18 protein-coding genes are annotated in these 24,604 nt (G+C 55.7%); 11 read left to right on the top strand and 7 right to left on the bottom strand.

Annotated features, from left to right (window positions below):
* Positions 1-85: 85 nt before the first annotated feature.
* The 5 genes from HNQ92_RS19145 to HNQ92_RS19125 form a co-directional block, all read right to left on the bottom strand.
* Complete coding sequence (locus HNQ92_RS19145) at positions 86-430, bottom strand: hypothetical protein (RefSeq protein WP_184176209.1); 345 nt, start codon at positions 428-430, stop codon at positions 86-88.
* Positions 431-627: 197 nt separating this feature from the next.
* Complete coding sequence (locus HNQ92_RS19140; RefSeq protein ID WP_184176207.1) at positions 628-1,743, bottom strand: sensor histidine kinase; 1,116 nt, start codon at positions 1,741-1,743, stop codon at positions 628-630.
* 172 nt (positions 1,744-1,915) lie between these two features.
* Positions 1,916-3,745, bottom strand: coding sequence for a sulfatase-like hydrolase/transferase (locus HNQ92_RS19135; protein WP_184176205.1), 1,830 nt, complete (start codon positions 3,743-3,745; stop codon positions 1,916-1,918).
* 243 nt (positions 3,746-3,988) lie between these two features.
* Positions 3,989-4,327, bottom strand: a complete 339-nt coding sequence (locus HNQ92_RS19130; RefSeq protein ID WP_184176203.1) for a hypothetical protein — start codon at positions 4,325-4,327, stop codon at positions 3,989-3,991.
* A gap of 75 nt (positions 4,328-4,402) precedes the next feature.
* Positions 4,403-4,675: a hypothetical protein gene (locus HNQ92_RS19125; RefSeq protein ID WP_184176201.1), complete on the bottom strand. Its 273-nt coding sequence runs from the start codon at positions 4,673-4,675 to the stop codon at positions 4,403-4,405.
* A 588-nt stretch (positions 4,676-5,263) separates the two neighbouring features.
* Here HNQ92_RS19125 and HNQ92_RS19120 point away from each other — a divergent pair.
* The 9 genes from HNQ92_RS19120 to HNQ92_RS19080 all read left to right on the top strand — a co-directional run bounded on the left by HNQ92_RS19120 (position 5,264) and on the right by HNQ92_RS19080 (position 18,533).
* A complete protein-coding gene (locus HNQ92_RS19120) occupies positions 5,264-6,826 on the top strand; it encodes a glycoside hydrolase family 140 protein (RefSeq protein ID WP_184176199.1) in 1,563 nt (520 codons plus the stop codon).
* 473 nt (positions 6,827-7,299) lie between these two features.
* The gene (locus HNQ92_RS19115; protein WP_184176197.1) at positions 7,300-9,765 is read left to right on the top strand and encodes a glycoside hydrolase family 95 protein; all 2,466 of its coding nucleotides are present in this window, start codon (positions 7,300-7,302) and stop codon (positions 9,763-9,765) included.
* Between the two features lie 62 nt (positions 9,766-9,827).
* A complete protein-coding gene (locus HNQ92_RS19110) occupies positions 9,828-10,337 on the top strand; it encodes a VOC family protein (protein ID WP_184176195.1) in 510 nt (169 codons plus the stop codon).
* A gap of 80 nt (positions 10,338-10,417) precedes the next feature.
* Complete coding sequence (locus HNQ92_RS19105) at positions 10,418-12,091, top strand: GH39 family glycosyl hydrolase (protein ID WP_184176193.1); 1,674 nt, start codon at positions 10,418-10,420, stop codon at positions 12,089-12,091.
* 22 nt (positions 12,092-12,113) lie between these two features.
* On the top strand, positions 12,114-13,274 hold the full coding sequence (locus HNQ92_RS19100) for an esterase (RefSeq protein WP_184176238.1): 1,161 nt from the start codon (positions 12,114-12,116) through the stop codon (positions 13,272-13,274).
* Positions 13,275-13,290: 16 nt separating this feature from the next.
* Positions 13,291-14,229: a ThuA domain-containing protein gene (locus HNQ92_RS19095; protein ID WP_184176191.1), complete on the top strand. Its 939-nt coding sequence runs from the start codon at positions 13,291-13,293 to the stop codon at positions 14,227-14,229.
* Between the two features lie 41 nt (positions 14,230-14,270).
* Positions 14,271-15,350, top strand: a complete 1,080-nt coding sequence (locus HNQ92_RS19090) for an alpha/beta hydrolase (RefSeq protein ID WP_184176189.1) — start codon at positions 14,271-14,273, stop codon at positions 15,348-15,350.
* A gap of 40 nt (positions 15,351-15,390) precedes the next feature.
* Positions 15,391-16,509 carry an alpha/beta hydrolase-fold protein gene (locus HNQ92_RS19085; protein WP_184176187.1) on the top strand — a complete coding sequence of 373 codons (1,119 nt, stop codon included), beginning with the start codon at positions 15,391-15,393 and terminating at the stop codon, positions 16,507-16,509.
* 95 nt (positions 16,510-16,604) lie between these two features.
* A complete protein-coding gene (locus HNQ92_RS19080; RefSeq protein WP_184176185.1) occupies positions 16,605-18,533 on the top strand; it encodes an alpha/beta hydrolase-fold protein in 1,929 nt (642 codons plus the stop codon).
* Between the two features lie 255 nt (positions 18,534-18,788).
* On the opposite strand, the gene HNQ92_RS19075 is transcribed toward HNQ92_RS19080, so the two are convergent.
* The gene (locus HNQ92_RS19075; protein ID WP_184176183.1) at positions 18,789-19,649 is read right to left on the bottom strand and encodes a CE1 family esterase; all 861 of its coding nucleotides are present in this window, start codon (positions 19,647-19,649) and stop codon (positions 18,789-18,791) included.
* A 223-nt stretch (positions 19,650-19,872) separates the two neighbouring features.
* Here HNQ92_RS19075 and HNQ92_RS19070 point away from each other — a divergent pair, with 223 nt between their 5' ends.
* Together HNQ92_RS19070 and HNQ92_RS19065 are read left to right on the top strand one after the other, a co-directional pair.
* Positions 19,873-22,755 carry a PVC-type heme-binding CxxCH protein gene (locus HNQ92_RS19070; protein ID WP_184176181.1) on the top strand — a complete coding sequence of 961 codons (2,883 nt, stop codon included), beginning with the start codon at positions 19,873-19,875 and terminating at the stop codon, positions 22,753-22,755.
* A 43-nt stretch (positions 22,756-22,798) separates the two neighbouring features.
* Positions 22,799-24,010 (top strand): FG-GAP repeat domain-containing protein, encoded by a 1,212-nt coding sequence (locus HNQ92_RS19065; protein WP_184176179.1) that lies wholly within the window; start codon positions 22,799-22,801, stop codon positions 24,008-24,010.
* Positions 24,011-24,099: 89 nt separating this feature from the next.
* On the opposite strand, the gene HNQ92_RS19060 is transcribed toward HNQ92_RS19065, so the two are convergent.
* A complete protein-coding gene (locus tag HNQ92_RS19060; RefSeq protein WP_184176177.1) occupies positions 24,100-24,540 on the bottom strand; it encodes a DUF1810 domain-containing protein in 441 nt (146 codons plus the stop codon).
* Positions 24,541-24,604 lie beyond the last annotated feature (64 nt).

The raw sequence follows: 24,604 nt of genomic DNA, 5'->3' as shown, positions 1-24,604 counted from the left end.
TACCAAGAAAGCACTGTGATAGTAGATTATTCAAAGAATATTAACTTGTACCAATTTGTAGAATCCGACTCCAAGAAATAGGGGGTTAGACCAAATGCACTCGCAGTTCTCCGATAGCCTTGCTTCTAGCAGAAGAAAGCACCTTGGCCGCCTGGCGATCCGCTGCGGCATACCAGCAGACCATCCGGTTTAGCTTGCGCCGGACGCGAGCTTTCTGGATGTTGAGCCGCACCGCCGGGAACTCCTCCTCGTACACGAGTTGGTTTTGCCGGGAGTAGATCCGTACGATGGTGTAGGGCTGCTCGGCGGGGCCTACTTCTACCACCCAGTGGTGGGTAGGTACTTGGCCAGGGATAGCCGCCGAGCCGGGGCTCGTGGCCAAGCCCAGCGCCATGAGCAGGCACAGGGCACTTAGGGTTACTTTTTTCATGGCTATGGTAAAGTTGCTTTTCTACTCCGAAAGGAAGACCTCTCGTAACGCAAACAAAAATGGCGGAAGCAACCCGCGAAAGCCAGCCCTAAACGACCAGGCCCGGCAAAAGCGTACTCAATTGGTGGTATTGAAGGATGAATTGTGCATAGAAGCTGGAGAGAAAAGCCTTTGAAAAGTACCTGTAAAAGTACTCACTAGCGGTGCAGCAGTGGCAGTAGCACGGTAAAGTACTGCTCCGACTCCTCAATGAAAATCTCTGCTCCCGGAGCGGAGGCTCCTTGAAGTACCCTGGTGGGTGGTACTTCGGCCGGGCGCTGGGTCAGGAGGCGGTACTTCAAGGTGATGTTGGAGAGCCCTACCTGGTTGGAAGGTACCCGCAGGACGCGCTTCTGCAGGTTGTTCCGAACCATCAGCTGCCCCTCGGGCGTCACGCCGATCAGGATGTGGAGCGGGCGACTGGCCAGCGTCACGTTGTGCTTCACGGCATTTTCTACCAGCAGCTGTAGCGTTAGTGGCGGCAGGAAGGTACTTTGGTAGGGCTCGGGTACGTCGATCGTCACCAGTACGCCCTGGCCGTAGCGGGTGGTGAGCAAATGGGTGTAGGACTGAATAAAGGCCAGCTCGGTGGCCAGGGTCGTGAGCTCGGCCTGATTGGTTTGCAGCAGGTACCTGTACACCTTCGAGAGCTCATCCACGAAGCGCTCGGCCTGGGCGGGCTCTTCGGCAATGAGAGACGAAAGCGAGTTGAGGGAATTGAAGAGAAAATGCGGATTGACCTGGCTCTTGAGGCTATCGAGCTGGCTTTGCAAATTGCTTTTTTCCAGCTGCTCGTTTTCCAGCTTATGCTCCCGCCACTGGTCGGTGGTATAAAAGCTTTCGTAGATTCCGATCGAAATCAGGTTGGCGACGAGGTTCATCAGCAGCAGTTTCTGCAACGACTCCGGATTATAAATGTACCCAAAGAGCGAAAAGTAGTCGTAGAGGAAAACGGAGCTAAGTACCGCGCCGGTCGTGACGCCTATCACCGCCAGGAGGGTCCAGAGCACGCGCGGCCGGGTCTGGCGGAGGTCGGGGAAGCTCGTTGTGATTTTCTCGATGAGGTAGTCGAGTGAAATAAATACGCCACTCACCAACAGGAAATTAAACGCAGTGATTAGCACAAAAACCTTCGGCTCGTGCAGGTACCTATCGCCCACAAAAAAGTAGCTGGCCAGCACGACGTACCAGGGTACCAGCAGCAAATACTGCCACTTTGTTCGTCTTAAAAAACGTAACCAGTGCATGCGGAGGAAATCGGTAATCGTGGCCATGTTAAGCACCTAAATGTCGTTAGGATACCGGGCTTGGGCTACCTCTTCCCCGCTAAATTGCTCGAAACCGTGCCTGAGCTGTGGTAATCGGTGGTTGGGGTGGGTACCTTTAAGTCGGATTCTGGGCCCAAAAATACACCGAGTAGGAGGATTATCCCGCACAAATAGCAAACTACGGTTTCAGCTTCTGTACCAGACTTTCCGCCGACCGCACGTCGTAGTCGCGGTTGGGCGACAGGACCGCCGGAACCAGCGCCTGCACCAGCGCGAGCGCCGGGCGCGCCTCTTCGCCCATGTCGTCCAGGATGTTCAGCGCCAGTACCCGCGCCATGAGGTTGTCGGTTTGTAGGGCCGCCGAAAGTACCTCCAGCGGTTTTTGTTTTTCGCCCAGCCGGTAGGCGGCTTCCGCCGCCGCCAGCCGTACGCTCAGGTCGGGGTCGTCCAATTGCTTGAGTAAGGTACCTTTCAGCGGCGCGGCTTTTGAGCCCAGTATCGTACAGCCCAGCGCAGCCCAGTATCGCACCGTCGGGTCGCTATCCTGCAAGCCTTTCTTCAAGGCCGCCTGGTTTTTCTCCTGCCCCTCCGAGGCCAGCTCGGCCATGCGAAGTACCCGGTCGAGGGGGTACTTGTCGCTGCGGGCAAAAGTGTAAAGAGGTACCTGGGCGGCAAGCTCCACCATGCGCGGCTCGGGGATAAAACCCGCGTCACGCGAGGTGAGCAGCCACTGACGGTTGGCCTCGCGCAGGTTTTTGAGCGTGGCCTGGTACTTCGGATCAGCGGCCAGGTTATGGACGTTATGCGGATCGGCGGCGATGTCGTACAGCTCCTCCACGGGCTTGCTTTGCCAGAACCGCGCCTGCACTTCGTTGAGCTCGCCCCGGCGGTACGCCTCTTCCCAGGAAGCCATCGACGGTGCCCGCCAGAGGTACTCCAGGTACTGCCCGTAAATCTTGTGGGGCATGTAGTGGCGCACGTAGCGGTACCTCCCGTCCGTGACGGTGCGGCTCAGATCGAAGCGCTCGTCCATGCGGCCCCGAAACCCAAAGGCGTAGCGGGCGGGCGGGGTAGTTTGTGCCCCCAAAAAGGCCCTCCCCTGCATGTAGGCCGGAATAGGTACCTGCGCCAGGCTCAGGATGGTGGGCGCAAAGTCGGCAAAGGTCACGAGCCGGTCCTGGGTACTGCCGGGGCCACCGGGAGCCAGCGCGGCGTACGGCTCCGGAAACCGGATGATCAGCGGCACGTGCAGCCCCGACTCGTACAAAAACCGCTTGCTGCGCCCCAGCACACCGCCGTGGTCGCTGTAATAAAACACGATGGTGTTTTCGGCCAGGCCCGACTCCCGCAGCTCAGCCAGGATTTCGCCCACGCGCCGGTCCATCATTTCTACCTTGTCGTAGTACTGGGCCCAGTCGTGCTTCATGGCGGACGTACGCGGGTGGTAGGGCGGGATAGGTACCTGCTCAGGATCGTGGCGCAGGGCAGGGAGCGGCTCGTGCAGGGAGCTCTCGTGCGAAATCTCGATGTTGAAAACGGCGAAAAACGGCTGGCCCGGCTTCCGGTTTTTGTAAGTAGCTGTCTTGCTGGACTCGTCCCAGGCGTCGGGTTGGTCTTCGGTATTGTAGTCCTTTTTGGCGTTGTTGGTGGTGTAGTAGCCCGCCTGCCGTAAGTACTTGGGGAAGAAGGCGATCTCCGTCGGCAGCGGATAGGTACTTCGCATGTTTAAAGTACCCAGCGAGGTGGGATACACGCCCGTGATGAGCGTCGACCGCGCCGGAGCGCACACGGGTGCCGTGGCATAGGCTTTGGTGTAGCGCACGCCCTCGGCGGCCAGTTGGTCCAGGTGCGGCGTGGTGGCAAACGCATCGCCGTAGCATCCCAGAAGCGGACTGTTGTCTTCACTGACGATCCAGACGATGTTGGGCCGTTGCTGTGCCTGGGCGTGAACGCCACTCAGGAGTAGCCAAACGAAGCCCAGCAGGCCGAAAAGGTACTTTGAGTTCATGCTTTGATCCATTTTACTTTTACCTAAACCGCAACCTGTTGATAAAGGCAATTGCGCCGGTCTCCTACTTGCCGTAGGGTTCAAGGTACTTTCATTGATTGGCTCGCGCAACGGCAACTCGAGCGCCTTCTGCCCCGCCTAGCAGACAGCAGCGTGGAGCCGAAAGCGCGCGCGGCCAAGGCGATCAAAATGATTTACCAGGAACAGCACAACCACAAAAACGGAGAAGTCTGGTAGGGCTCCTTACTTCTCCTTTTCACTTTTCTTCCTTTTCAGCAAAAAGTAGCAGGAGGTTTGATGGGAAGAATCCTGCATGGTATAGGCCTGGACAAATTCATAGCCTTGGGCGCTCATGAAGTTCAGGGCGTCTATCATGGAGTTGAACTTCACTGGCTTATTATTCTCGTCCCTGACCTCCGTATCTTTTAATACTAAAGCTCTGTCTCGTTGGCCATAGTCGATGTCAATACTAAGCTTGGGTGATAAGAGCACATGAGTACCCTCAATTTGAAGGTACTCAGCTTCCAGCTCCTTAATAGGAATACCGTTGACGGTCTGAGCGATGGTGGGTAAGTACCGCACCAAAGTGAAGCATGAGAGTAATAGAATAGTACTTTTTTCATGGGTTGTATGGATGGAAAGATAACTAATTGTGCATCATTGTTGAATACCACTCATCAAGGGGGACAGCATAATGATGGATTCGGGTACCTGATCTGTTACACTTATTTCCCCAATCCTCTTTAAAGATATAGATTCGGGTTGAAGTACCAGATCTTGAAATGATTGCTCGTTTGTCGTCTCTATGCTGTTTGGTTTTACTTCACGGGCTTCAACTTCAAATGGGACTCCACCGGTCGTTTCTAACCTGCCTATGGGAGTAGCGCTTCTACTGAGCTTTTCATATAACTGCTCCAATGTATTTTTCATTGAATTCTTGATTAGAATATTTATCTGTAAAATCACTAGGGTAGTGAATGCTTAATCTCCTTCTGGTACCGCTTGACGTTGGAGGTACTTATAGCGGTCAGGCTTACGATTTCAGCCACAGAAAGCCCTTTGTCAAGACCTCAGCGGGGCCGCTTTGTAATACCTAAGTACCTATTCTCCCTTACTCCCCTGCCCAAGCGTCCGCACGAAATTCAGGGATGCGTTCGCCCATTTTCTTGGTTTGCCGGAGCCTTCCCGCGGGCACCAAATCCGGATTTGTGGCGACCAGGGTACTTTCGTCATTCTGCTTAGCAAGCGCGGACAGCAGAGCGGTCTATTTGGGCGCGTGGAGCTGGTTGAGACAGCGTACTGTAAAAAGTTAACAGGGTCGCGGCATTAGACCGCCCTATACTATAGCTTTATATCCCATAAAACCGTTTTTGCCTGATTTTCCTACTTGACTCTAAACCCATTGGTGTGATGCCTTTTAAAATGTACAAACATTCTTTACCGACTGCACTTGCCCTTTTCGTTTCTCTGTTTTTTCAGGCAGCCCAAGCCCAATCCGTTTTATCAAAAAACAGCCCCATGGCCCTGGAAAGAGGCGTGTATGAAGTCGCCCTGGATGCCAGTGCTACGGAAGCCAATCCTTACTATGCGATTCGATGTACCGTCACGTTCCGCAAACCCGATGGAAAAAAGGTAAAGGTAGATGGTTTTTTTGACGGGGGATCTTCCTTCAAGGCCAGAGCCTACTGTGAGCAGCCCGGAAAATGGCAGTGGGAGTCTGCTTCTGACAATCCGGGGCTGGATGGCCGAAGGGGTACCTTTGAGGTAGTACCCTCGAAACTCAAAGGAAAATTACGTGTCCACCCCGCCGATCCCCATCAGTTTGCCTATCACAATGGCGACTGGTTCCTGCACATTGGAGACACCGGCTACCGGTTCGTAGTCGCTTCCGAGCCCCACTGGCAAGCCTACATCGACCAGGCCAGCCAGATGGGCGCGACCAAAGTCCGTACCTGGTTTGCCATGGACAGGGGTAAAGTAAACAGCCTCTTTACCCACAATGGAAAAGACCTTTCGCTTTTTTACTGGAAAGAGATGGAGCGGCGAATCCTGTATACCCTCGAGCATCATCCGCATCTGATTCTGCAACTGATTCCCTACGCCGAAGACACGGACCTGATCCGAAAATACAGCGAAGGGGACTCCGCTTCACAACTGGTGGCCCGGTACGCCCAGGCGCGCTGGTCTTCCTTTCCCAATGTGCAGTGGACCATCACCAACGACCGGCAGATCAGCCGAAGTGATACGTTGAGCGGGCGGGAAGTACACTACGAAACCATCAATGCCATGGGCAAGGACATGGCGGAGCGCGAACCCTGGGGCACGCTGCTCACCAACCACCAATCGCGCTACAAAGGCTACGATCACCTCCAGGAACCCTGGTCGGATCTGATTTCTCTGGAAGACCTGGATCAGGTGACGGGCGCCCTGATCGCTGAGTACCGGCAGAAAAGAAAGCAGCCGGTGGTGTTGGATGAAGACCGGTATGAACTCTATCGCCCGGCGGCCCACCGGAGGTACTATTTCCGTCGGCTGATGTGGGCTTCGCTCCTATCGGGTGGTCATGCTACCTACGGAGGATTAAATACCTATGAACCCTACGGGGGACAGCTGTACGAAGGTCCGGAGAGTCGGGTAAAAATTGACTACCAAGCCCATGAAGGGGAATTTAAGGGGGTTTCCGGCTATTTTGATGCAAACCAAAAAGGCATATTGCACCAGGGGGGTCATGACTTTCGCCATATTCACGCTTTTTTTGAAAAAACCGGTCTTACTTTGGTCAACATGAAGCCCGACGATGCGCTGGTGGGCAACGATCCCGCCCGTTGGAAATGCAGCCACCAGGAAGGTACCTACCTCATTTATCTGGCCAATCCCAGCGGCAGGGAACCCGGTACTGACTTCCCCGGTCTTAAGCCCCCTTCCGTCTCGCTTAACCTGAAAAAAGGCCCTTATACGGTCAGCTGGTTTGATCCCGACTCGGGTTCCTGGGTATATGGAAGTACTAGCCAGGGCGGTGATACTACCCTTACGGCGCCCGGGCCCGAAGACTGGGTCGTACTCATTCAAAAGCAGCCCTAAGGGAAAAGAGAGAAGTTCGGTTCTCAGGGTTTCGCGGTTTTATAATCCGCAAAGAGTTCGCTCCTTAGGCGTTCCCCGAATACGGGTCAAGCTCAAACACGTTACACTTTTTGTAAATCTCATACGGGTATTTGAAAGGTACCTGTACACTGCATTCGAAGATTTTTGAAAGTAACGAGATGGAAGGCTTCAAGGTACCTCCAAGCCGCCTGATCCTGGCAACCGGTTATTTTTTCTGAAATAGAAAAGTAGGATCGGGGAAGAATCACATTTTATCTCTGGCACGGGAAGGTACCTGTATCCAAAGTGGCCAGGTACCTGCTGTGTGCATAAATTTAAAGTACCCTGCGGCCTTTTCGCTATTCGACGTATAGGAGCAGGGTTTAGTCACCGGTGTAACTTACCTCGGATTGTCAGTATAAACAATGTGTGGGTGGGAGCCATCACAAAGCGTAACAATCTACCTTCAACCTATGAAACTACTTTATTGCTTTTTAGTAACGATTGCCTTATCTACCGTTGGTTTTTCTCAAACTACCTCCCCACTAAAACTTTGGTACGACAAACCCTCGGGGGCTACCTGGGAGAATGCCCTGCCCGTAGGCAATGGTCGGCTCGGGGCGATGGTCTACGGGAATGTAGAAAAAGAAATCATCCAACTCAACGAGCACACGGTATGGTCTGGTAGTCCGAATCGGAACGACAATCCGGCGGCGTTGGCATCGCTACCCGAAATCCGCCGGTTGATTTTTGAAGGAAAACAAAAGGAGGCCGAAAAACTGGCCAACCAAACCGTCATCTCCAAAAAATCGCACGGGCAGATGTTTCAGCCGGTAGGTAGCCTCCGGCTCACCTTCGACGGGCACGAGGCCTATACCAACTACTACCGCGAACTGGATATTGAGCGGGCGGTTGCCAAAACGACCTATACCGCCAAGGGGGTAACCTACAGCCGGGAGGTCCTGGCATCTTTCCCCGACCGGGTCGTGGTCGTACACCTAACGGCCAGCCAACCGGGCAGCCTGTCGTTTACGGCTTCGTTGGCTACGCCCCATCCAAACGCGCTGGCAAAAACCAACACCCCTCACGAACTAACCATAGCCGGGAATACATCTGACCACGAAGGAGTAAAAGGTCTGGTGAAATTCAAAGGCATTGCCCGTATCAAAACGGAGGGAGGGCGCTTGGTGGCCGGAGATACTACCCTCACCGTAAGCGGAGCCAACACCGCCACCATCTATATTTCCATTGCTACTAATTTCAACCATTACCAGGATGTAAGCGGTGACGAGCAGGCACGGGCCGCTACCTACCTGGACAAAGCCGCTAAGAAATCCTTCCGGGACATTCTAAATCCACACGTCGCGGCGTACCAGCGCTATTTCAACCGGGTCCAGCTGGACCTGGGTACCACCGAAGCGGCCAAACTACCTACCGACGAGCGCCTGCGCAATTTCCGTACAGCAAATGACCCCCAGCTGGTAACCCTCTACTACCAGTACGGACGCTACCTGCTGATTTCTTCCTCCCAGCCCGGCGGCCAGCCCGCCAACCTCCAGGGTATTTGGAATCACCGGATGAGGCCGCCTTGGGATAGCAAGTACACCATCAACATCAACGCCCAGATGAACTACTGGCCCGCCGAAAAAGCCAATCTGGCCGAACTGCACGAGCCATTTTTGCGCATGGTGCAGGAACTCTCGGAAACGGGTCAGGAAACGGCTCGCGTCATGTACGGAGCAAGGGGCTGGATGGCCCACCACAATACCGACATCTGGCGGGCTACGGGTGCCATTGACGGCGCTTTCTGGGGCATGTGGACGGCCGGAGGCGGCTGGACCAGCCAACATCTCTGGGAACACTACCTCTACGGTGGAGATGCGGCCTATTTAGCCACCATCTATCCCGTACTCAAAGGGGCGGCGCAGTTTTACGTGGATTTCCTGGTGCAGCATCGCAACTACCCCTGGCTGGTGGTCAATCCGGGCTCATCGCCGGAAAACGCGCCCCAGGCCCACGGAGGTTCTTCGTTGGACGCCGGTACCACGATGGACAACCAGATCGTCTTCGACGTGTTTAGTACCGTAATACGGGCCGCAGCGATCCTGAAAAAGGATGCTGCTTTTTCCGATACGCTAAAACAAATGCGAAACCGACTGGCTCCCATGCACATCGGGCAGTACGGCCAGTTGCAGGAGTGGCTCGATGATGTAGATGACCCGAATGATCATCACCGACACGTGTCGCATCTGTATGGCTTGTTTCCTTCGGCACAAGTTTCTGCCTACCGCACCCCTGAACTCTTCAGCGCGGCCCGAACGACCCTCCTGCACCGGGGCGATGTCTCGACCGGCTGGAGCATGGGCTGGAAAGTAAACTGGTGGGCCCGCATGCAAGACGGGAATCACGCCTTTGCCCTCATCCAAAATCAACTCTCGCCGGTAAGAGCGAATCCCGAAGGAGGTGGCTCCTACAACAATCTGTTTGACGCCCATCCTCCCTTCCAGATCGACGGCAACTTTGGCTGCACCTCGGGCATCACCGAAATGCTCCTGCAAAGTGCCGATGGTTCCGTGCACCTCCTGCCCGCCCTACCCGATGTCTGGAAAGAAACGGGGCAGATCGGTGGCCTACGAGCGCTGGGTGGCTTCGAGGTAGTACATATGGAATGGAAAGCGGGTAAGCTGGTCAAGGTAGCTATCAAATCAGCCCTCGGCGGGAACCTGCGCCTGCGGGTTCCGAATGCCTTGCAACTGAGCAAAGGAGGTACCTTGAAAAAGGCCAGCGGGCAAAATCCCAATCCGTTTTTTTTCACCGAAGCTACCCCAACGCCTGTGATTTCCAGCCAAGCCCAGGTGTCAGCCATGGCGTTAAAAGAAACCCTCCTGTATGATATCCCTACGCAGAAAGGACAGGTGTATACCCTCGTGGCCCGGTAACGGACGGGCCTCGTACAATCAGCAAGAAAAAGAAAATTCCATTTAAAATTTCACAAAAACGTATGCTCCGAATTTCTCTCCTACTAGGTATCGTACTGATGCATTATGCGGTACAGGCACAATCCAATTTCAGCAGTAAACTAATCGGTGTCGGCGTGGTTGTCTCGGACATAGACCGCTCCCTCGCTTTTTACGTCAATGGTATTGGTATGGTAAAAACCGGCAGTTTTACCATTAACGATGAGTTTGGTAAACGCTCCGGCCTTACCGACGGGGTAGCCGTTGCGGTGACGGTATTAAAGCTGGAAAACAGCCCGGAGGCCAATGAATGGAAACTGATGAGCTTCGGAAAAAAAGCCACGCATCCTGCACAGAAAAACATTCAGGATGATACCGGCATGCAGTACATTACCATTCAGGTAAAATCTCTGAAGCCCATCATAGAACGGTTAAAGCAACAAAAGGTCGTTTTTCTGGGCACTACCCCCACCCCGCTCAACAAAGATGTACATTTTGTATTGGTGCAAGATCCGGACGGAACCTTTGTGGAGCTGATCGGGCCGCTTGAATAAAAAGAAGCAGCCAGAAAGTACCTTCGGTTTATGGGTAGTTTATTCCCAGCATGTGTATCTTTCATCAAATAACATCCACCATGAAGTACTCTTTCTTACGGGTTTGTCTGCTGCTTGGTTTCGGCGTTTGCCACGCCCAGCAAGTACCCGTGGCCATCCAGGTGGATGCTTCCACGCCCGTCGGTGCCATGAAACCCTTCTGGGCGTACTTCGGGTACGATGAGCCCAACTACACCACCCGGCCGGACGGACAGAAACTCCTGACCGAGCTGCAACAATTAAGTCCCGTGCCGGTCTACGTAAGAGCCCACAACCTACTTACTTCCAAAGGCACGAGTCCGGGCCCGGACCTCAAGTGGGGCTTTACGGATGCCTATTCAGAAGATGCCAAGGGCAATCCCGTGTACAACTGGACGGTCGTGGACAGCATCCTTGATACGTACATCCAGCGGGGCATGAAGCCGCTGATGGAAATCGGTTTTATGCCGGAAGCGCTCTCTTCTAAACCCGACCCCTACGCGCATAGCTGGAGCCAGGGCGGCAACCTGTGGACGGGCTGGACCTACCCGCCCAAAGACTATTCCAAATGGCGTGAGCTGGTATACCAGTGGGCGAAGCATTCCGTGGAGCGCTACGGGAAAGCAGAAGTAAGTACCTGGCTGTGGGAAGTATGGAACGAGCCGGATATTGCCTACTGGTCAGGTACCTTTGAAGAGTATTGTAAACTCTACGACTATGCCGCCGACGGCCTGAAACGGGCCTGCCCCGAATGCATCATCGGCGGGCCACATACCACCAGCCCGCGCAGCGAAAAGGCCTATAACTACCTGACCCGCTTCATCGAGCATTGCCTGCGCGGTAAAAACTACGCCACCGGCAAAACCGGTACGCCCCTGCAATACATCGGCTTTCACGCCAAGGGGAGTCCGGAACTGGTAGACGGACACATCCGCATGAATATGGGGGCTCAGCTAAAAGACATTCAGCGGGCGTTTGAAGCGGTCAATTCCTTTTCCGAGTTAAAAAACATTCCCATCATCATCGGCGAATGCGACCCAGAAGGCTGCGCGGCCTGCTCCGAAACCCGGGAGCCGAAATACGGGTACCGAAACGGCACAATGTACTCCAGCTACACGGCGGCTTCCTTTGCCCGCATCTACGAGCTGATGGATCAGTATCAGGTAAACCTGCAAGGGGCCGTAAGCTGGTCGTTTGAGTTTGAAGACCAGCCCTGGTTTGCGGGCTTCCGCGACCTGGCCACCCACGGGGTAAACAAACCCGTACTAAACGTATTCCGGATGTTCGGTATGATGTCCGGCCAACGGGTGGCGGTCCGTTCCACCAGCGGATTGAACGCTTCCGATATTATTGCCAAAGGGGTACGGGCCGAGGCGGACGTGCAGGCGATGGCCAGTAAAAACGGACGTTCCGTGTGGGTGATGCTCTGGCACTACCACGATGACAACCTACCTGGTACCGCTTCCCCAGTTGCCTTAACCGTGAAGGGACTGGAGGCAGGCCCGGTACAGGTACATCACTACCGGGTGGATGGACAGTTCAGCAATTCTTTTGAGAAATGGAAACAAATGGGTAGCCCCCAACAGGTAGGTACGGAACAGTACCAAGAACTGGAGCGGGCTGGTCAGCTGCAGCTCCTTACGTCGCCAGCCTGGAAGGTGGCCACCGACGGTACCATGACCCTTCCCGTTGAGCTACCCCGGCAGGCCGTATCGCTGATTAAACTTAGCTGGTAATTTCTAAACAACGCGACCTATGATGACTAAACCTTTGATGATTCTCCTGTTTGCGGGGGTACTTGGCTGCTTGGGCCCGTTTGCCGCAGCCCAGCCACCCCGCGGTCCGCTGGTGGTATCGCCGCAGGTACATGCCAACAAAACCGTCACCTTCCGTTACCTGGCTCCCTCCGCCCGGGAGGTTCTGCTCAACGGGGGGCAGTTTGGGGCATCGGCCGTGCCCATGACCAAAGAAGCCCAGGGTATCTGGAGCGTAACCGTGGGGCCGATCAAGCCGGATATATACCCGTACAGCTTTCAGGTGGATGGCGTGACGGTGATGGACCCGGCCAACGTGGCCTTCTTTCCCAACGAACGCTTTAAAGCCAGCCTCGTGGATGTACCTGGCGACACCCCGCTGGTACACGCCCTGAGGGAGGTACCCCACGGCACCGTCACCTACGAGTATTACCCCTCGGTGTCCGGCACGACGGGATCGGTGGTCATTTACACGCCGCCGGGCTACGATAAAAATACCTCCCAAAAGTACCCGGTTTTTTACCTCATCAGCGGCACCACCGACACCGAAGAAACCTACTTCAAGGTGGGCAAAACCAACTTCATTCTGGATAATCTCCTAGCCGAAGGCAAAGCCAAACCCATGATCGTGGTGATGCCCTACGGCAACGTGGCGGCCCGGATCGCCGAGCAAACCGGCAAACCCAAACCCGCCGACCCGGTGGTCAGGGACGATGCCGAAGCCGTAAGCCGGGCCAAAGCCTTTGAGACGGATTTACTCACGAACATCATTCCGTACGTCGAGAAGAACTACCGCGCCATTCCTAACCGAGAAAACCGGGCCATTGGCGGCTTCTCCCGCGGCGGTGGCCAAACCCTGCGGGCGGCTTTCGGGAATATGGACAAGTTTGCCTGGGTATGCAGCTATAGCTCCTACCTCTCGCCGCAGGAAATGGACCGTAGCTTTCCGCAGATCGGGGCCAATCCGACCAACACCAACAAGCAATTCAAATTGCTGTGGGTGAGCGTGGGCTCCGATGACTTCCTCTATCAGGGTACACTGGAGTTTATGGACTACCTGAAGGCGAAGAACGTGAACTTCAAAAGCCGGATCACGGACGGCGGCCATACGTGGATGAACGTCAAAAAGTACGTAGCCGAAACAACTCCTATGCTTTTCCAATAAAAACCCGATCGGGCCTATGAAAATGAAATCAATATTGGGCGCTTGTCTTTTTATCGTTCTTACGGGATTTTATTCAACCCTTACGATAAACCAGCAAGCTAAGCGGATCGAGGTGTTGATTGTGGATGGATTTAGCAACCACGACTGGCAACAAACTACCGCGGTTACCAAATGGATTCTGGAAAAAAGCGGACGTTTTAAGGTGGATGTTTCTACCATTCCTACCGACAGCGCCGCTCGGGCCGCCTGGTGGCCTGAATTCAAGAACTATGCGGTTATCATTCAAAATACCAACAACATCCAAAATCCGCGTTTGCGCTGGCCGCGAAAGGCCGAAGAGGCCCTGGAAGCGTACGTAAAAAAGGGCGGAGGCTTGTATATTCTTCACTCGGCCAATAATGCGTTTCCACACTGGGAAGCATACGACAAAATGATCGGACTAGGCTGGCGGCCCAGTAGCGTAGGCTATGCCCTGGAAATTGACGACGACAAAAAGATAGTCCGTAGTCCTCCCGGAGTCGGAAAAGGGACCGGACACGCGGAGCGATTTAATGCGGTTATTGAGATTCTCAACCGGCATCCGATCAATCAAAACTACCCTGACCAATGGCAAACGGCCAACACGGAGGTGTACTACTTCCCGCGCGGACCCGCCGAAAACATCACCGTGCTATCCTTTGCTTATGACAGCACGGGTACCCACAAAACGTGGCCCGTGGAATGGACGGTTCGCTACGGCAAGGGGCGCGTGTACAACTCCAGCCTGGGGCACCTCTGGAAGGGCGAAACGTATCCGCCCGCCTACCGGTGCGTCGGGTACCAAACTACCGTCATCCGGGTTACGGAATGGTTGGCTACCGGCAAGGTAACCTATCCGGTACCCGCCGATTTTCCTACCAAAGATTCCCAGAGCCTTTCCAGCGAGCAGGAGTTTATCACCCCCGGCAAGCCCTAAAAAAGGCACCCTTTCATTTTCAATCTTTCACGCTGATCCGCATGAAACACGTTCTTTTATCCCTACTAACTACCCTGCTTTTGGTGAGCCTTACCAGTGAGGCCCAAAGGCCCCCGGCGCTCAACTCGCCCGAAGTACACCCCGACCGGAGCGTTACCTTCCGCTATTTTTCCAAGAAGGCCCGTAAAGTGAGCTTGAGCGGCGAGTTTCTGAAAGTACCCCTGCCCATGAGCCAAGATACGGCCGGTATCTGGAGCGTCACGGTACCACCCGTCTCGCCGGATATCTACCCGTACAGCTTCTCGGTAGATAGCGTGCAGCTAGCCGACCCCAACAATACCTACCTTTTTGCGAACGAACGCTTTAAGCGGAGCATCGTGGATGTACCCGGTGAGCAGCCCCTGGTTCATTCCCTGCAAAACGTACCGCACGGCAAAATCAGCTACTGCTATTACCAATCCGCCACCCTGGGCACCACCCGGCCGTTGCTGGTATACACGCCGCCGGGCTTCAATCCTAACGGCAAAACCAAGTACCCCGTGCTGTACCTGATCCACGGCGGCTCGGATACCGAGGAAACCTGGACGAAAGTAGGCCGGGCTCACCTCATTGCCGATAACCTCATCGCGCAGGGCAAAGCCAAGCCCATGCTCATTGTGATGCCCTACGGCAACGTACGGCCCGCCCCCATGCCTGATTTTACGAAAGACGTAGTGAACGACCTCGTGCCGTTTGTGGAGGCCAACTACCCGGTCTTGAAAGAAAGCACGGGCCGGGCCATCGCCGGTTTTTCCGTAGGGGGCGGACAAACCCTCAACATCGGATTTACCAATCCCGGTACGTTTGCCTACGTGTGCTCGTACGCCCCCTACACCGCCACCGAAGAATTCAAGAAAAACTTTACCGACTGGTCGCCCAATGCGGATCAGCTCAATAAACAACTGAAGCTATTTACCATCAGCGTAGGTACCGACGATTTCCTTTACGAACCGGTAAAACAGAACATAGCGATGTTTCAGGACAAAAAAGTGGCGGTAAAAAGCTACATCGGGCCGGGTGGGCATACCTGGATGAATTGCAAGCAGTATTTGGCCACCACGTTGCAGGAAGTATTTAAATAAGTACCTTAGTAATACCTTAACAATCAATCAACCAACCAAGATGATTCGCTACACCCTAACAACCTTGTTCGCCTTTGCGCTGGCTAGTGCAGCCTGTCTGGCGCAGGCTGGCCAAACGGCCATCGCCGAGGATTTCAAGCCCTCCACCCTCAATCAGCCGGGGCAGGAGTACCCGCAGGTCAACTCCCAGGGCTACGCCCGTTTTCGAATCCATGCCCCCAAGGCCGACAGTGTGCGGGTAAGTCTGGGTCTGGGTGGACGGGGAGGTACCATTCTCACCAAAGGCGAAGATGGCTTCTGGATCGGCACCACGGCCGGACCGATGGATGAAGGCTTTCACTACTACAACGTAACCATCGACGGCGGTAAATTCAACGACCCCGGCGCGTTGAATTTCTACGGCTCGGTGCGGTGGGAGAGCGGCATCGAGATCCCCGCCCACGATCAGGACTTCTACGCCCTCAAGGACGTTCCCCACGGAAAAGTGGAACAGATTCTTTTCCCTTCCAAAAGTACCCAGACCTCCCGCCGGGCTTTTGTGTACACCCCGCCGGGCTACGATAAAAATACCTCCCAAAAGTACCCGGTACTCTACCTGCAGCACGGCTGGGGCGAGGACGAAACGGCCTGGAGCAACCAGGGTCGCGCCCATCTGATCATGGACAACCTGATCGCCGAGGGCAAAATCAAGCCGTTCATCATCGTGATGACCTACGGCATGACCAACGAAGTGAAGTGGGGCCGCATCCGGGATTTCAGCATTGAGCCCTTTCAGACGGTCCTGATCGACGAGTTGATTCCCTACGTGGATAGCCATTTCCGCACCCTGGCCAACCGCGACAACCGGGCCATGGCGGGCCTGTCGATGGGCGGTATGGAAACCAAAACCATTACCCTCAATAAGCCGGACGTATTTGGGTACTACGGCCTGCTCAGCGGTGGAGTATATAGCCCCGAAGACCTCAACGGCAAAGCCAAGCCAAAGCTCGTGTTTCTGAGCTGCGGCAGCAAAGAACGGCCCGACGGCGTAAAGAAGGCCGTCACCGACCTGAAAGCCGCCGGTTATAACTCCGTTTCGTATATCTCCGAAAATACCGCCCACGAGTTTCAGACCTGGCGTCGCAGCCTGCACCAGTTGGCCCCCTTGCTGTTTAAATAGCCCGAACTCAGTACAAAGTACCCTAGCGTGCTTTTCAACCTCATTGATGAATCTTGCCGGGTACCTAAGCGGCCCCGGCGCAACCCAAAAACACCATGAAGAAACGAATCATGCTGCTCATGGCCATCGTGGCGGCTAGTCACTTTGCGTTTTCCCAACCCCGCGAAAAAGAAGCGCCCAAGGGCTTCGATCAGGTACGTGCGGGGATCCCCACCGGAAAAATTGACACCATTCAGTACCCATCAAAAACGGTAGGTACCTCCCGGAAAGCGTTGATCTACACGCCGCCCGGCTATTCGGCCAAGAAAAAATACCCCGTGCTGTACCTGCTGCACGGCATCGGGGGGGATGAAAAAGAGTGGCTCCGGGGCGCCCAGCCGCAGGTGATTCTGGACAATCTGTACGCCGACGGTAACATCGAGCCCATGATCGTGGTCATGCCCAACGGGCGCGCCATGAAAGACGACCGGGCCGTGGGCAACGTCTTTGAACAGGCCAAGGTAGAGGCCTTTGCTACTTTTGAGAAAGACCTGCTCACCGACCTGATCCCCTTCATCGAGAAAAAGTACCCCGTGCTAAAAGACCGGGAAAACCGGGCCATCGCGGGCTTGTCGATGGGCGGTGGGCAGTCGCTGAACTTTGGCCTGGGCAACCTCGACCGTTTTGCCTGGGTAGGTGGTTTCTCCTCGGCTCCTAATACCAAAAGGCCCGAACTGCTGGTGCCCGATCCCGAGGCCGCCAAAAAGCAGCTGAAACTACTCTGGATTTCCTGCGGGGACAACGACAACCTCATTTCGTTCAGCAAACGTACCCACGACTACCTCTACGAACATAAGGTACCCCACGTGTACTACATCGAGCCGGGCGTTCACGACTTCAAAGTCTGGAAAAACGGTTTGTACATGTTTTCCCAATTTCTGTTCAAGCCCGTTGACCCCTCCCAATTTTCAAAATACACCCTCTTAGGTACCCCCGCCGCTACCAACGTGCGCTCGGCCAGGTACCCGCAGCTTCTGCCCGACAGCCGGGCCGTTTTTCGGCTGAAAGCACCCGACGCGCAGCGGGTACAGCTGGATCTGGGGAAGAAATACGACATGACCAAGGATGCCGAGGGCTTCTGGACCGTCACCACCGACTCCCTGGGGGAAGGTTTTCACTATTACTCGCTCGTGATCGACGGCCTGGCCGTCGCCGATCCCGCCAGCGAAACCTTTTACGGCATGGGCCGCATGGCGAGTGGCATCGAGGTACCTTTTCCGGGAAGTGGCTACTACGCCCTCAAGGACGTACCCCACGGCGATATTCGGATCAAAAGGTACTTCTCTACGGTAAGCAATTCCTGGCGTCAGTTTTACCTCTATACGCCACCGGGCTACGATGCCAATCCCAACGAAAAGTACCCCACGCTGTACCTGCTGCACGGCGGCGGCGAGGACCAGCGGGGCTGGGCTACGCAGGGAAAAACGGACTTGATTCTGGATAACCTCATCGCGGCCCAACAAGCGAAACCCATGCTGGTGGTTATGCTGGACGGCAACATGGGCGGAGCCGGTGGCCCGGCGGGTTTCAACGAAAACGTGCTACGCGCCTTCGAAAATGAGCTAAAGCAGGCCGTCATTCCCTTTGTGGAAGCCAACTACCACGCCGCCCCCGGTGCGCCAAACCGGGCCCTGGCCGGGTTGTCGATGGGGGGCTTACAAACCCTGTACGCGGGCATCAAAAACACGGATTTGTTTTCCGCCCTGGGGGTATTTAGCTCGGGCTGGTTTGCCAATAACCCTACGTTGTCCGACCCGCAGTATGCCTTCATGAAAGACAACGCCGCGACCATCAATGCAAACCTGAAACACCTCTGGATTTCGATGGGCGGCCAGGAAGACATCGCGCACGAGAACTGCCGGGTCATGATGAAGAAGTTTGATGAGCTGGGCGTAAAGTACCAGTACAGCGAATACCCCGGCGGGCATACCTGGCCCGTGTGGCGTCATAATCTGTACTCGTTTGCGCCCTTACTATTTCAATAAGGTACCTGGGGTACTTTGTACCTTAGCCTGGCTTTTACCACGGCACATTCTCCCTTTCTTTAGCAAGTGACTCACCCCAAGTACCCTCGGCCGAGGGTACTTGGGGTGAGTCACTTAAAGGTACTTTCAGGGAGCGAACCCTGGCCAGAAATATGTTTCGCACCATTCCCTTTTCAAGTACCCTCTTCCCACAGGTACCTACCCAAGGTACTTAGCTCAATCCAAAGTACCTCCCAGCCAAGGCCACCCTGGCGGCTAGAATTGCCGCTTAAAAAAGGCCCAGGCTTCCAGGTACACGTCGATGTCGCCGGGGTAGTTGTGCTCGCCACCGATCACTTTCAGGAGCGTCACCTCGGGTTTTCCACGCTTGCGAAACGTATACTTCTCGATGGTCTTGCCGTCGGTCGGGTCGGTATCGGGGAGTAATTGTTTTTTGGGCTTCCCGCGGTAGCCCGCCAGCTCCGACCAGTACCGGAAGGTACTTTCGGTGGAGCGTACCAAGCCCAGGCTAATGCTCCCCGTGCGCACTTCGCCGCCTTCGTAGGGGTTGGTGCCATCGGCGGTGCCGTTCACGATCAGGACCGGCAGCGGTACCCGTTTTTCCGCGCAGTCGAGGTTGCTGGTGTCGGGCAGGCTGGCGATGAGCGCCGTAATAGCCCGAAACTTCTCGGGTAGGGTAAGCGCCAGCTTGTAGGCCATGTGGCCCCCGCCCGAAGTACCTATCGCCACCACGCGGCGGGGGTCGGTCTGGTACTTTTGCTCGAAATAGGTAATCATGGCCTGGAAAAAGGCCTCTTCGTTGATATTTTCCAGGTTGGCCGCCGACTGCGCCGTGCGCCGACACTCGTTCCAGAACCGCTGGTAGCCGTCGGGGTACACCAGCAGGATATTTTCCTGCAGAGCCATGGCTTCCAGCTTTTGGGCACCGTTCCGGACACCCCGCCCGTTCCCGCCCGAGCCATGCAGCGCGAAGCAGAGCGCCGCTTGGGGCCCGGCGGGTTTCAGGAAATGAAAAGTACGGTAGTGGCCGTCGATCTGCACCGAATCGCTGATGAGCTGGCACCGGGCCGTAGTGGCTACCAGCACAAAAAAAGTACCTAGCAGTACGTGTTTCATGGCGTTATCTTGTCTGTCTCTAGTTAAGCACCTAAGGCTCCTGGCCCCACAGGCGGGGCGCGCAAACCGCTCCGGCAAATGTAGCAAAAAAGGGGTAGCGGCGGTCTGCCCCTGGTAGTTTGTCGCATGAATAAGTAGGTCCTGAGCTGGGGGTACTTTAGTTTTCGAAACATCCTTTTACATTAAGCTTTTACCATACTTTCTGAAAATACGTTTTTTCTTTATGTATACTTTTCGTCTTCTTTTACTGGCCCTTTTGCCGCTCTTTTTTACAACGACCTCCCGCGCCGAGCGGCCCACCCGCTTCGTGCAGGATACGCTGAAATACGACCGCGACTACGCCCTGGAAGCCACCATGCTGGGGTACTTTAGCAAAGACGGCGCCCGCAATCCTACCCTGCGCGCCAACAAAGGCGACCGGGTACGGATTACGATTACCAACGGTGAGGTCATGACGCACGACATCGCCCTGGACAAGCTGGGCCTCAAGAGCAAAACCATCCTGGAAAAAGGGACCAGTACCAGCATTACGTTTGTGGCCCAACAAAGCGACACCTACTACTGCTCGGTGCCGGGACACCGCGCGGCGGGCATGGTGGGGAGCTTTGAGGTGGTGGAGGGAGCCATTTCGGACAAAACGGTGGCCGGACAAGTACCTGCCCGCAACGGCCAGCCGCTGAACCTGAACTTTGAAACGGGTACGTTGAAAGACTGGACCGCCACCGGCGACGCTTTCGTCAATCCGCTCTTTAACCAGGACCCTTCGCCGGTGCACGAGAAGGAGATGAACATTGGCTTTGAAGGCAAGTACTTCCTGAGCAGCGGCGGCACGGTAAACGCCAAGCAAACAGGTACCTTAACGTCCGTTCCCTTCAAAATCATCCAGCCTTTTGCGGCCTTTCGGGTGTCGGGCGGGGCCTTGGTAGACACCCGCGTGGAGCTGGTGCTGGCCAGCCGGGATAGCATCATTTACCAGGTGACGGGCCAGGGCCGGGCTACCCTACAGCCCGTGGTGGTGGATCTGCAACCGTACCTGGGCGAAGAAATATTCATCCGCATTGTCGACAACGAGACGGGGATTTCGCAAATTCCGTACATCGCCGATGACAAGTGGGCGCACATCAATTTTGACGACTTCCTCTTCTACCCTAGCCGCCCCGAGTTTCCGAACGAGCTGCTGAAAAAGGATATCATCATCCTGCCGCCGCTGGACCCCGTCCTGAACGCCGGTCTTTCCGGTCCGGAAGCCGCCAAAGCCATGACCCCGCCGCAGGGCTTCAAGATAACCCTGGCCGCCGCCGAGCCGGATATTGTTCGTCCGATCGCCTTCACGATCGACGCCCGCGGTCGGCTCTGGGTAGTGGAAGCCCACACCTACCCGATTCCCGCCCCCGAAGGCCAGGGTAAAGACCGCATCCTGATCCTGGAAGATACCAACGGCGACGGAACCCTGGACAGCCGGAAAGTCTTTATCGAAGGCCTCAACCTGGTGAGTGGGATTGAGCTGGGTATGGGCGGCGTGTGGCTGGGTGCGGCACCTAACCTGCTGTATATTCCCATCGATGCCAAGAATGACAAGCCCGCCGGTCCGCCGCAGGTACTTCTCAACGGCTGGGGTACCCAGGATACGCACGAAGTACTTAACAGCCTGCGCTGGGGGCCCGACGGCTGGCTCTACGGCACGCACGGGGTGTTTACGCATTCCAACGTGGGCAAGCCAGGTACCCCCGACGCCCAGCGTACCAAGATCAACGCCGGGGTGTGGCGCTACCACCCTACCACGCAGCAGTTTGAGGTTTTTGCCGAAGGCACCAGTAATCCCTGGGGCATTGATTTCAACGACTACGGGCATCCTTTCATTACCGTCTGCGTGATTCCGCACATGTACCACGTCATTCAGGGTGCGCGCTACAAGCGGCAGGCCGGGAAGCATTTTAACCCCTACACCTACGACGATATCAAAACCCACGCCGACCACGTACACTTTGTGGGCGAGCGCGGTCCCCACGCGGGCAACTTCCGCTCGGCCTCAGCCGGAGGCGGGCACGCGCACGCCGGGGCGATGATCTACCTGGGCGGCAGCTGGCCCAAGGAGTACCGCAACGATATTTTTATGAACAACATCAACGGGGCCCGGCTCAATATCGACCACCCGATGCGGGCGGGCTCGGGCTACCAGGTCACGCACCGGCCCGACTTCATGGCCATGAACGACTCCTGGTCGCAGTGGCTGAACTTCAAGTACGACGCCAGCGGCTCGGTGTACGCCATCGACTGGTACGACAAGAACCAGTGCCACAGCAACAACCCCGACGTGCACGACAAAACCATGGGGCGTATTTTTAAGATTACCCACGAAAACGATAAGTGGGTAAAAGTGGACCTCACCAAAGCCTCTGACCTGGAGCTGGTGAAGTACCAGCTCCACCAAAACGAATGGTACGTACGACAAGCCCGGGCTCTCTTGCAGGAACGCGGCCCCAATAAAAAGGTACACAAAGCCCTGAAAGACATACTGGCGAAGAATCCGGATGAGACGCGCAAGCTGCGGGCGCTCTGGACGCTGCACGTCACCAAGGGGCTTACCGACAAGGAGCTCACCGCGCTGCTGAGCCACGAAAGTGAGTACGTAAGAAGCTGGGCGATCCAGCTATTGGCGGAAGACAAGTCTGTTTCGCCGGAGGCACTGAAACAGTTGGAAGCCCTGGCCCAAAAAGACCCCTCCGCACTCGTACGCCTCTACCTGGCCTCCGCCCTGCTGAGGCTGGAGCCCGGCCAGCGCTGGGGTGTGCTGGATGCGCTCGTGCAAAAGGTGGAAGACCAAAACGACCACAACCTCCCCCTGATGCTGTGGTACGCCGCCGAGCCCCTGGCCGAACTGGACATCAAGCGAGCCATCCAACTGGCCGAAAAGTCCAAAATGCCCAAAATACTGACTTACACCATTCAGCGCGTGGCGGCCATGGATACCGACGAGGCTAAGAAAATCCTGAAAGAACTCAACGAGCGGCTGGGTAAGCTTGATTCACACGATACCCACGAGAGTCAAATGCTGCTGGGCAAGCTCCTGGGAAGTACCCCAAACACCGCGCACCAGCACGACTAAGCAGTACCCTTTTTTCCTTTTGGGTAGTTAAAATGACCAACCAATGAATACGAAACATCACCCAACCTGGAGGTACTTGGCGGGCACCATCCTGCTGCTGGGGTACTTCTGGACGGCCTCGGCCTACGGCCAAGCGAAGCCCGCTCCTTTTACGTCCAAGGACTTCAAGAAAACCAAGCTCACCGGCGACTTCATCTCCGAAGGGGTAGCCGTGGCCGACCTCAACAAGGACGGTCGGCTGGACATCATCGCGGGCTACTACTGGTTTGAGGCCCCCACCTGGAAGCGCCACGAGCTGGCTCCTTCGCGCACCTTCGAGCCGCGCAAGGAATACAGCAATTCGTTCCTGAACCTGGGCATGGACGTGAACCAGGACGGCTGGGACGACGTCGTGATTATCGACTTTCCGGGCAAGCCTGCCTTTTGGTTCGAGAACCCCAAAAGTACCTCCGGTACCTGGAAGAAGCACATCATCGCTGACTCGGTGGGCGTAGCCAACGAATCGCCGGCCTTTGTGGACATCGACGGCGACGGGCGGCTGGATATCCTCTGCGGCGACAAAGACAAGAAGCAGATCATCTGGCTGAAATCGCCTTCCAAGCCGGGCGATACCACCTGGAAGCGCTTCGCCATGAGCCGGGAAAAGGTACCTGGCACGGAAGCTTTCTCGCACGGCATTGGCTACGGGGACGTCAACCACGATGGCATCAAGGACGTGGTGGTGCGGGAAGGATGGTTTGAAGGTACCTCTGACCCCACGGCGGGCAACTGGGTGTTTCATCCGGCCAACCTGGGCGAAGCCTGCTCGCACATGCAGGTACTGGACGTCAACGGCGACGGCAAAAACGACGTGGTGAGTGCCTCGGCCCACGCGCTGGGCGTTTGGTGGCACGAGCAGGTAGTGGACGAGCAAGGTACCCTCAACTTCGTGACCCACCTCATGAGCACCACCACCGCCCAAACCCACTCCTCCCTCATGGCCGACCTCAACGGCGACGGCCGCGCCGAGTACATCACCGGCAAGCGCTTCCTGGCGCACCACGGCCGCGACCCCGGCGACGCCGACGCGGCTATGCTGCTGTACTTTACGTTTACGCCCGGAAAGACGCCCTACTGGCAGGAGCACGTCATCGACAACGACTCGGGTGCCGGGCTCAACATCGTGGTGCAGGACATCAACAACGACCGAAAACCCGACATCGTCGTTGCGAACAAAAACGGGGTATATTTATTTGAAAACCGAATGAAGAAGTAGGTACCTGCGGTAACTCGCTCGTCCTGCTGTGCCAATCAGGGCGAGCGCCCTTTTCCTTTTTGGGGTACTTTGATCAATGACAAAAGGAGTTATCCTTGCGCCTGCATCCGGTTCAGGATCTGCTTCGTTTTATCGTCTTCCTCGCCCGCAAAGTACCGGTCAAGTACCCTTTGAAAAACCGACCCTTCCTCACTCACGGCACTAAACAACGTCATACTCGATTTCAATTTCAGATCATCGGGATAGCCAAAAATCGCTGAGGCGGTTTTGTTTTCAACCGTCAGCAAGGCTTCGGAGATTTCAACCAGCCGCTTGCCCAGCACCGGGTGATGAAGGTACCTTAGCGCTTCCTCGCGGCTCTGGATGCCGTAGTACCTGGACGTTTCGGTCTGGCCCAGCCCGACTACCTGCGGAAAGACAAACCACATCCAGTGGCTCCGCTTCCGTCCGTTTTTTATTTCCTGTAAGGCTACCGGATATACATTCTCTTGGCCCGTCAGAAACCGCTCCAGTTCATCGCTTGCGTGCATGGTAAGGGAAGTAGGGATAGGTACTTCGTAAAGTACCCTATAAATGCCATGCCAAGGGGAGGCA

Source organism: Rhabdobacter roseus, from assembly GCF_014202275.1.
Lineage (GTDB): Bacteria > Bacteroidota > Bacteroidia > Cytophagales > Spirosomataceae > Rhabdobacter > Rhabdobacter roseus.
This window is presented reverse-complemented; position numbering and strand designations above follow the sequence as displayed.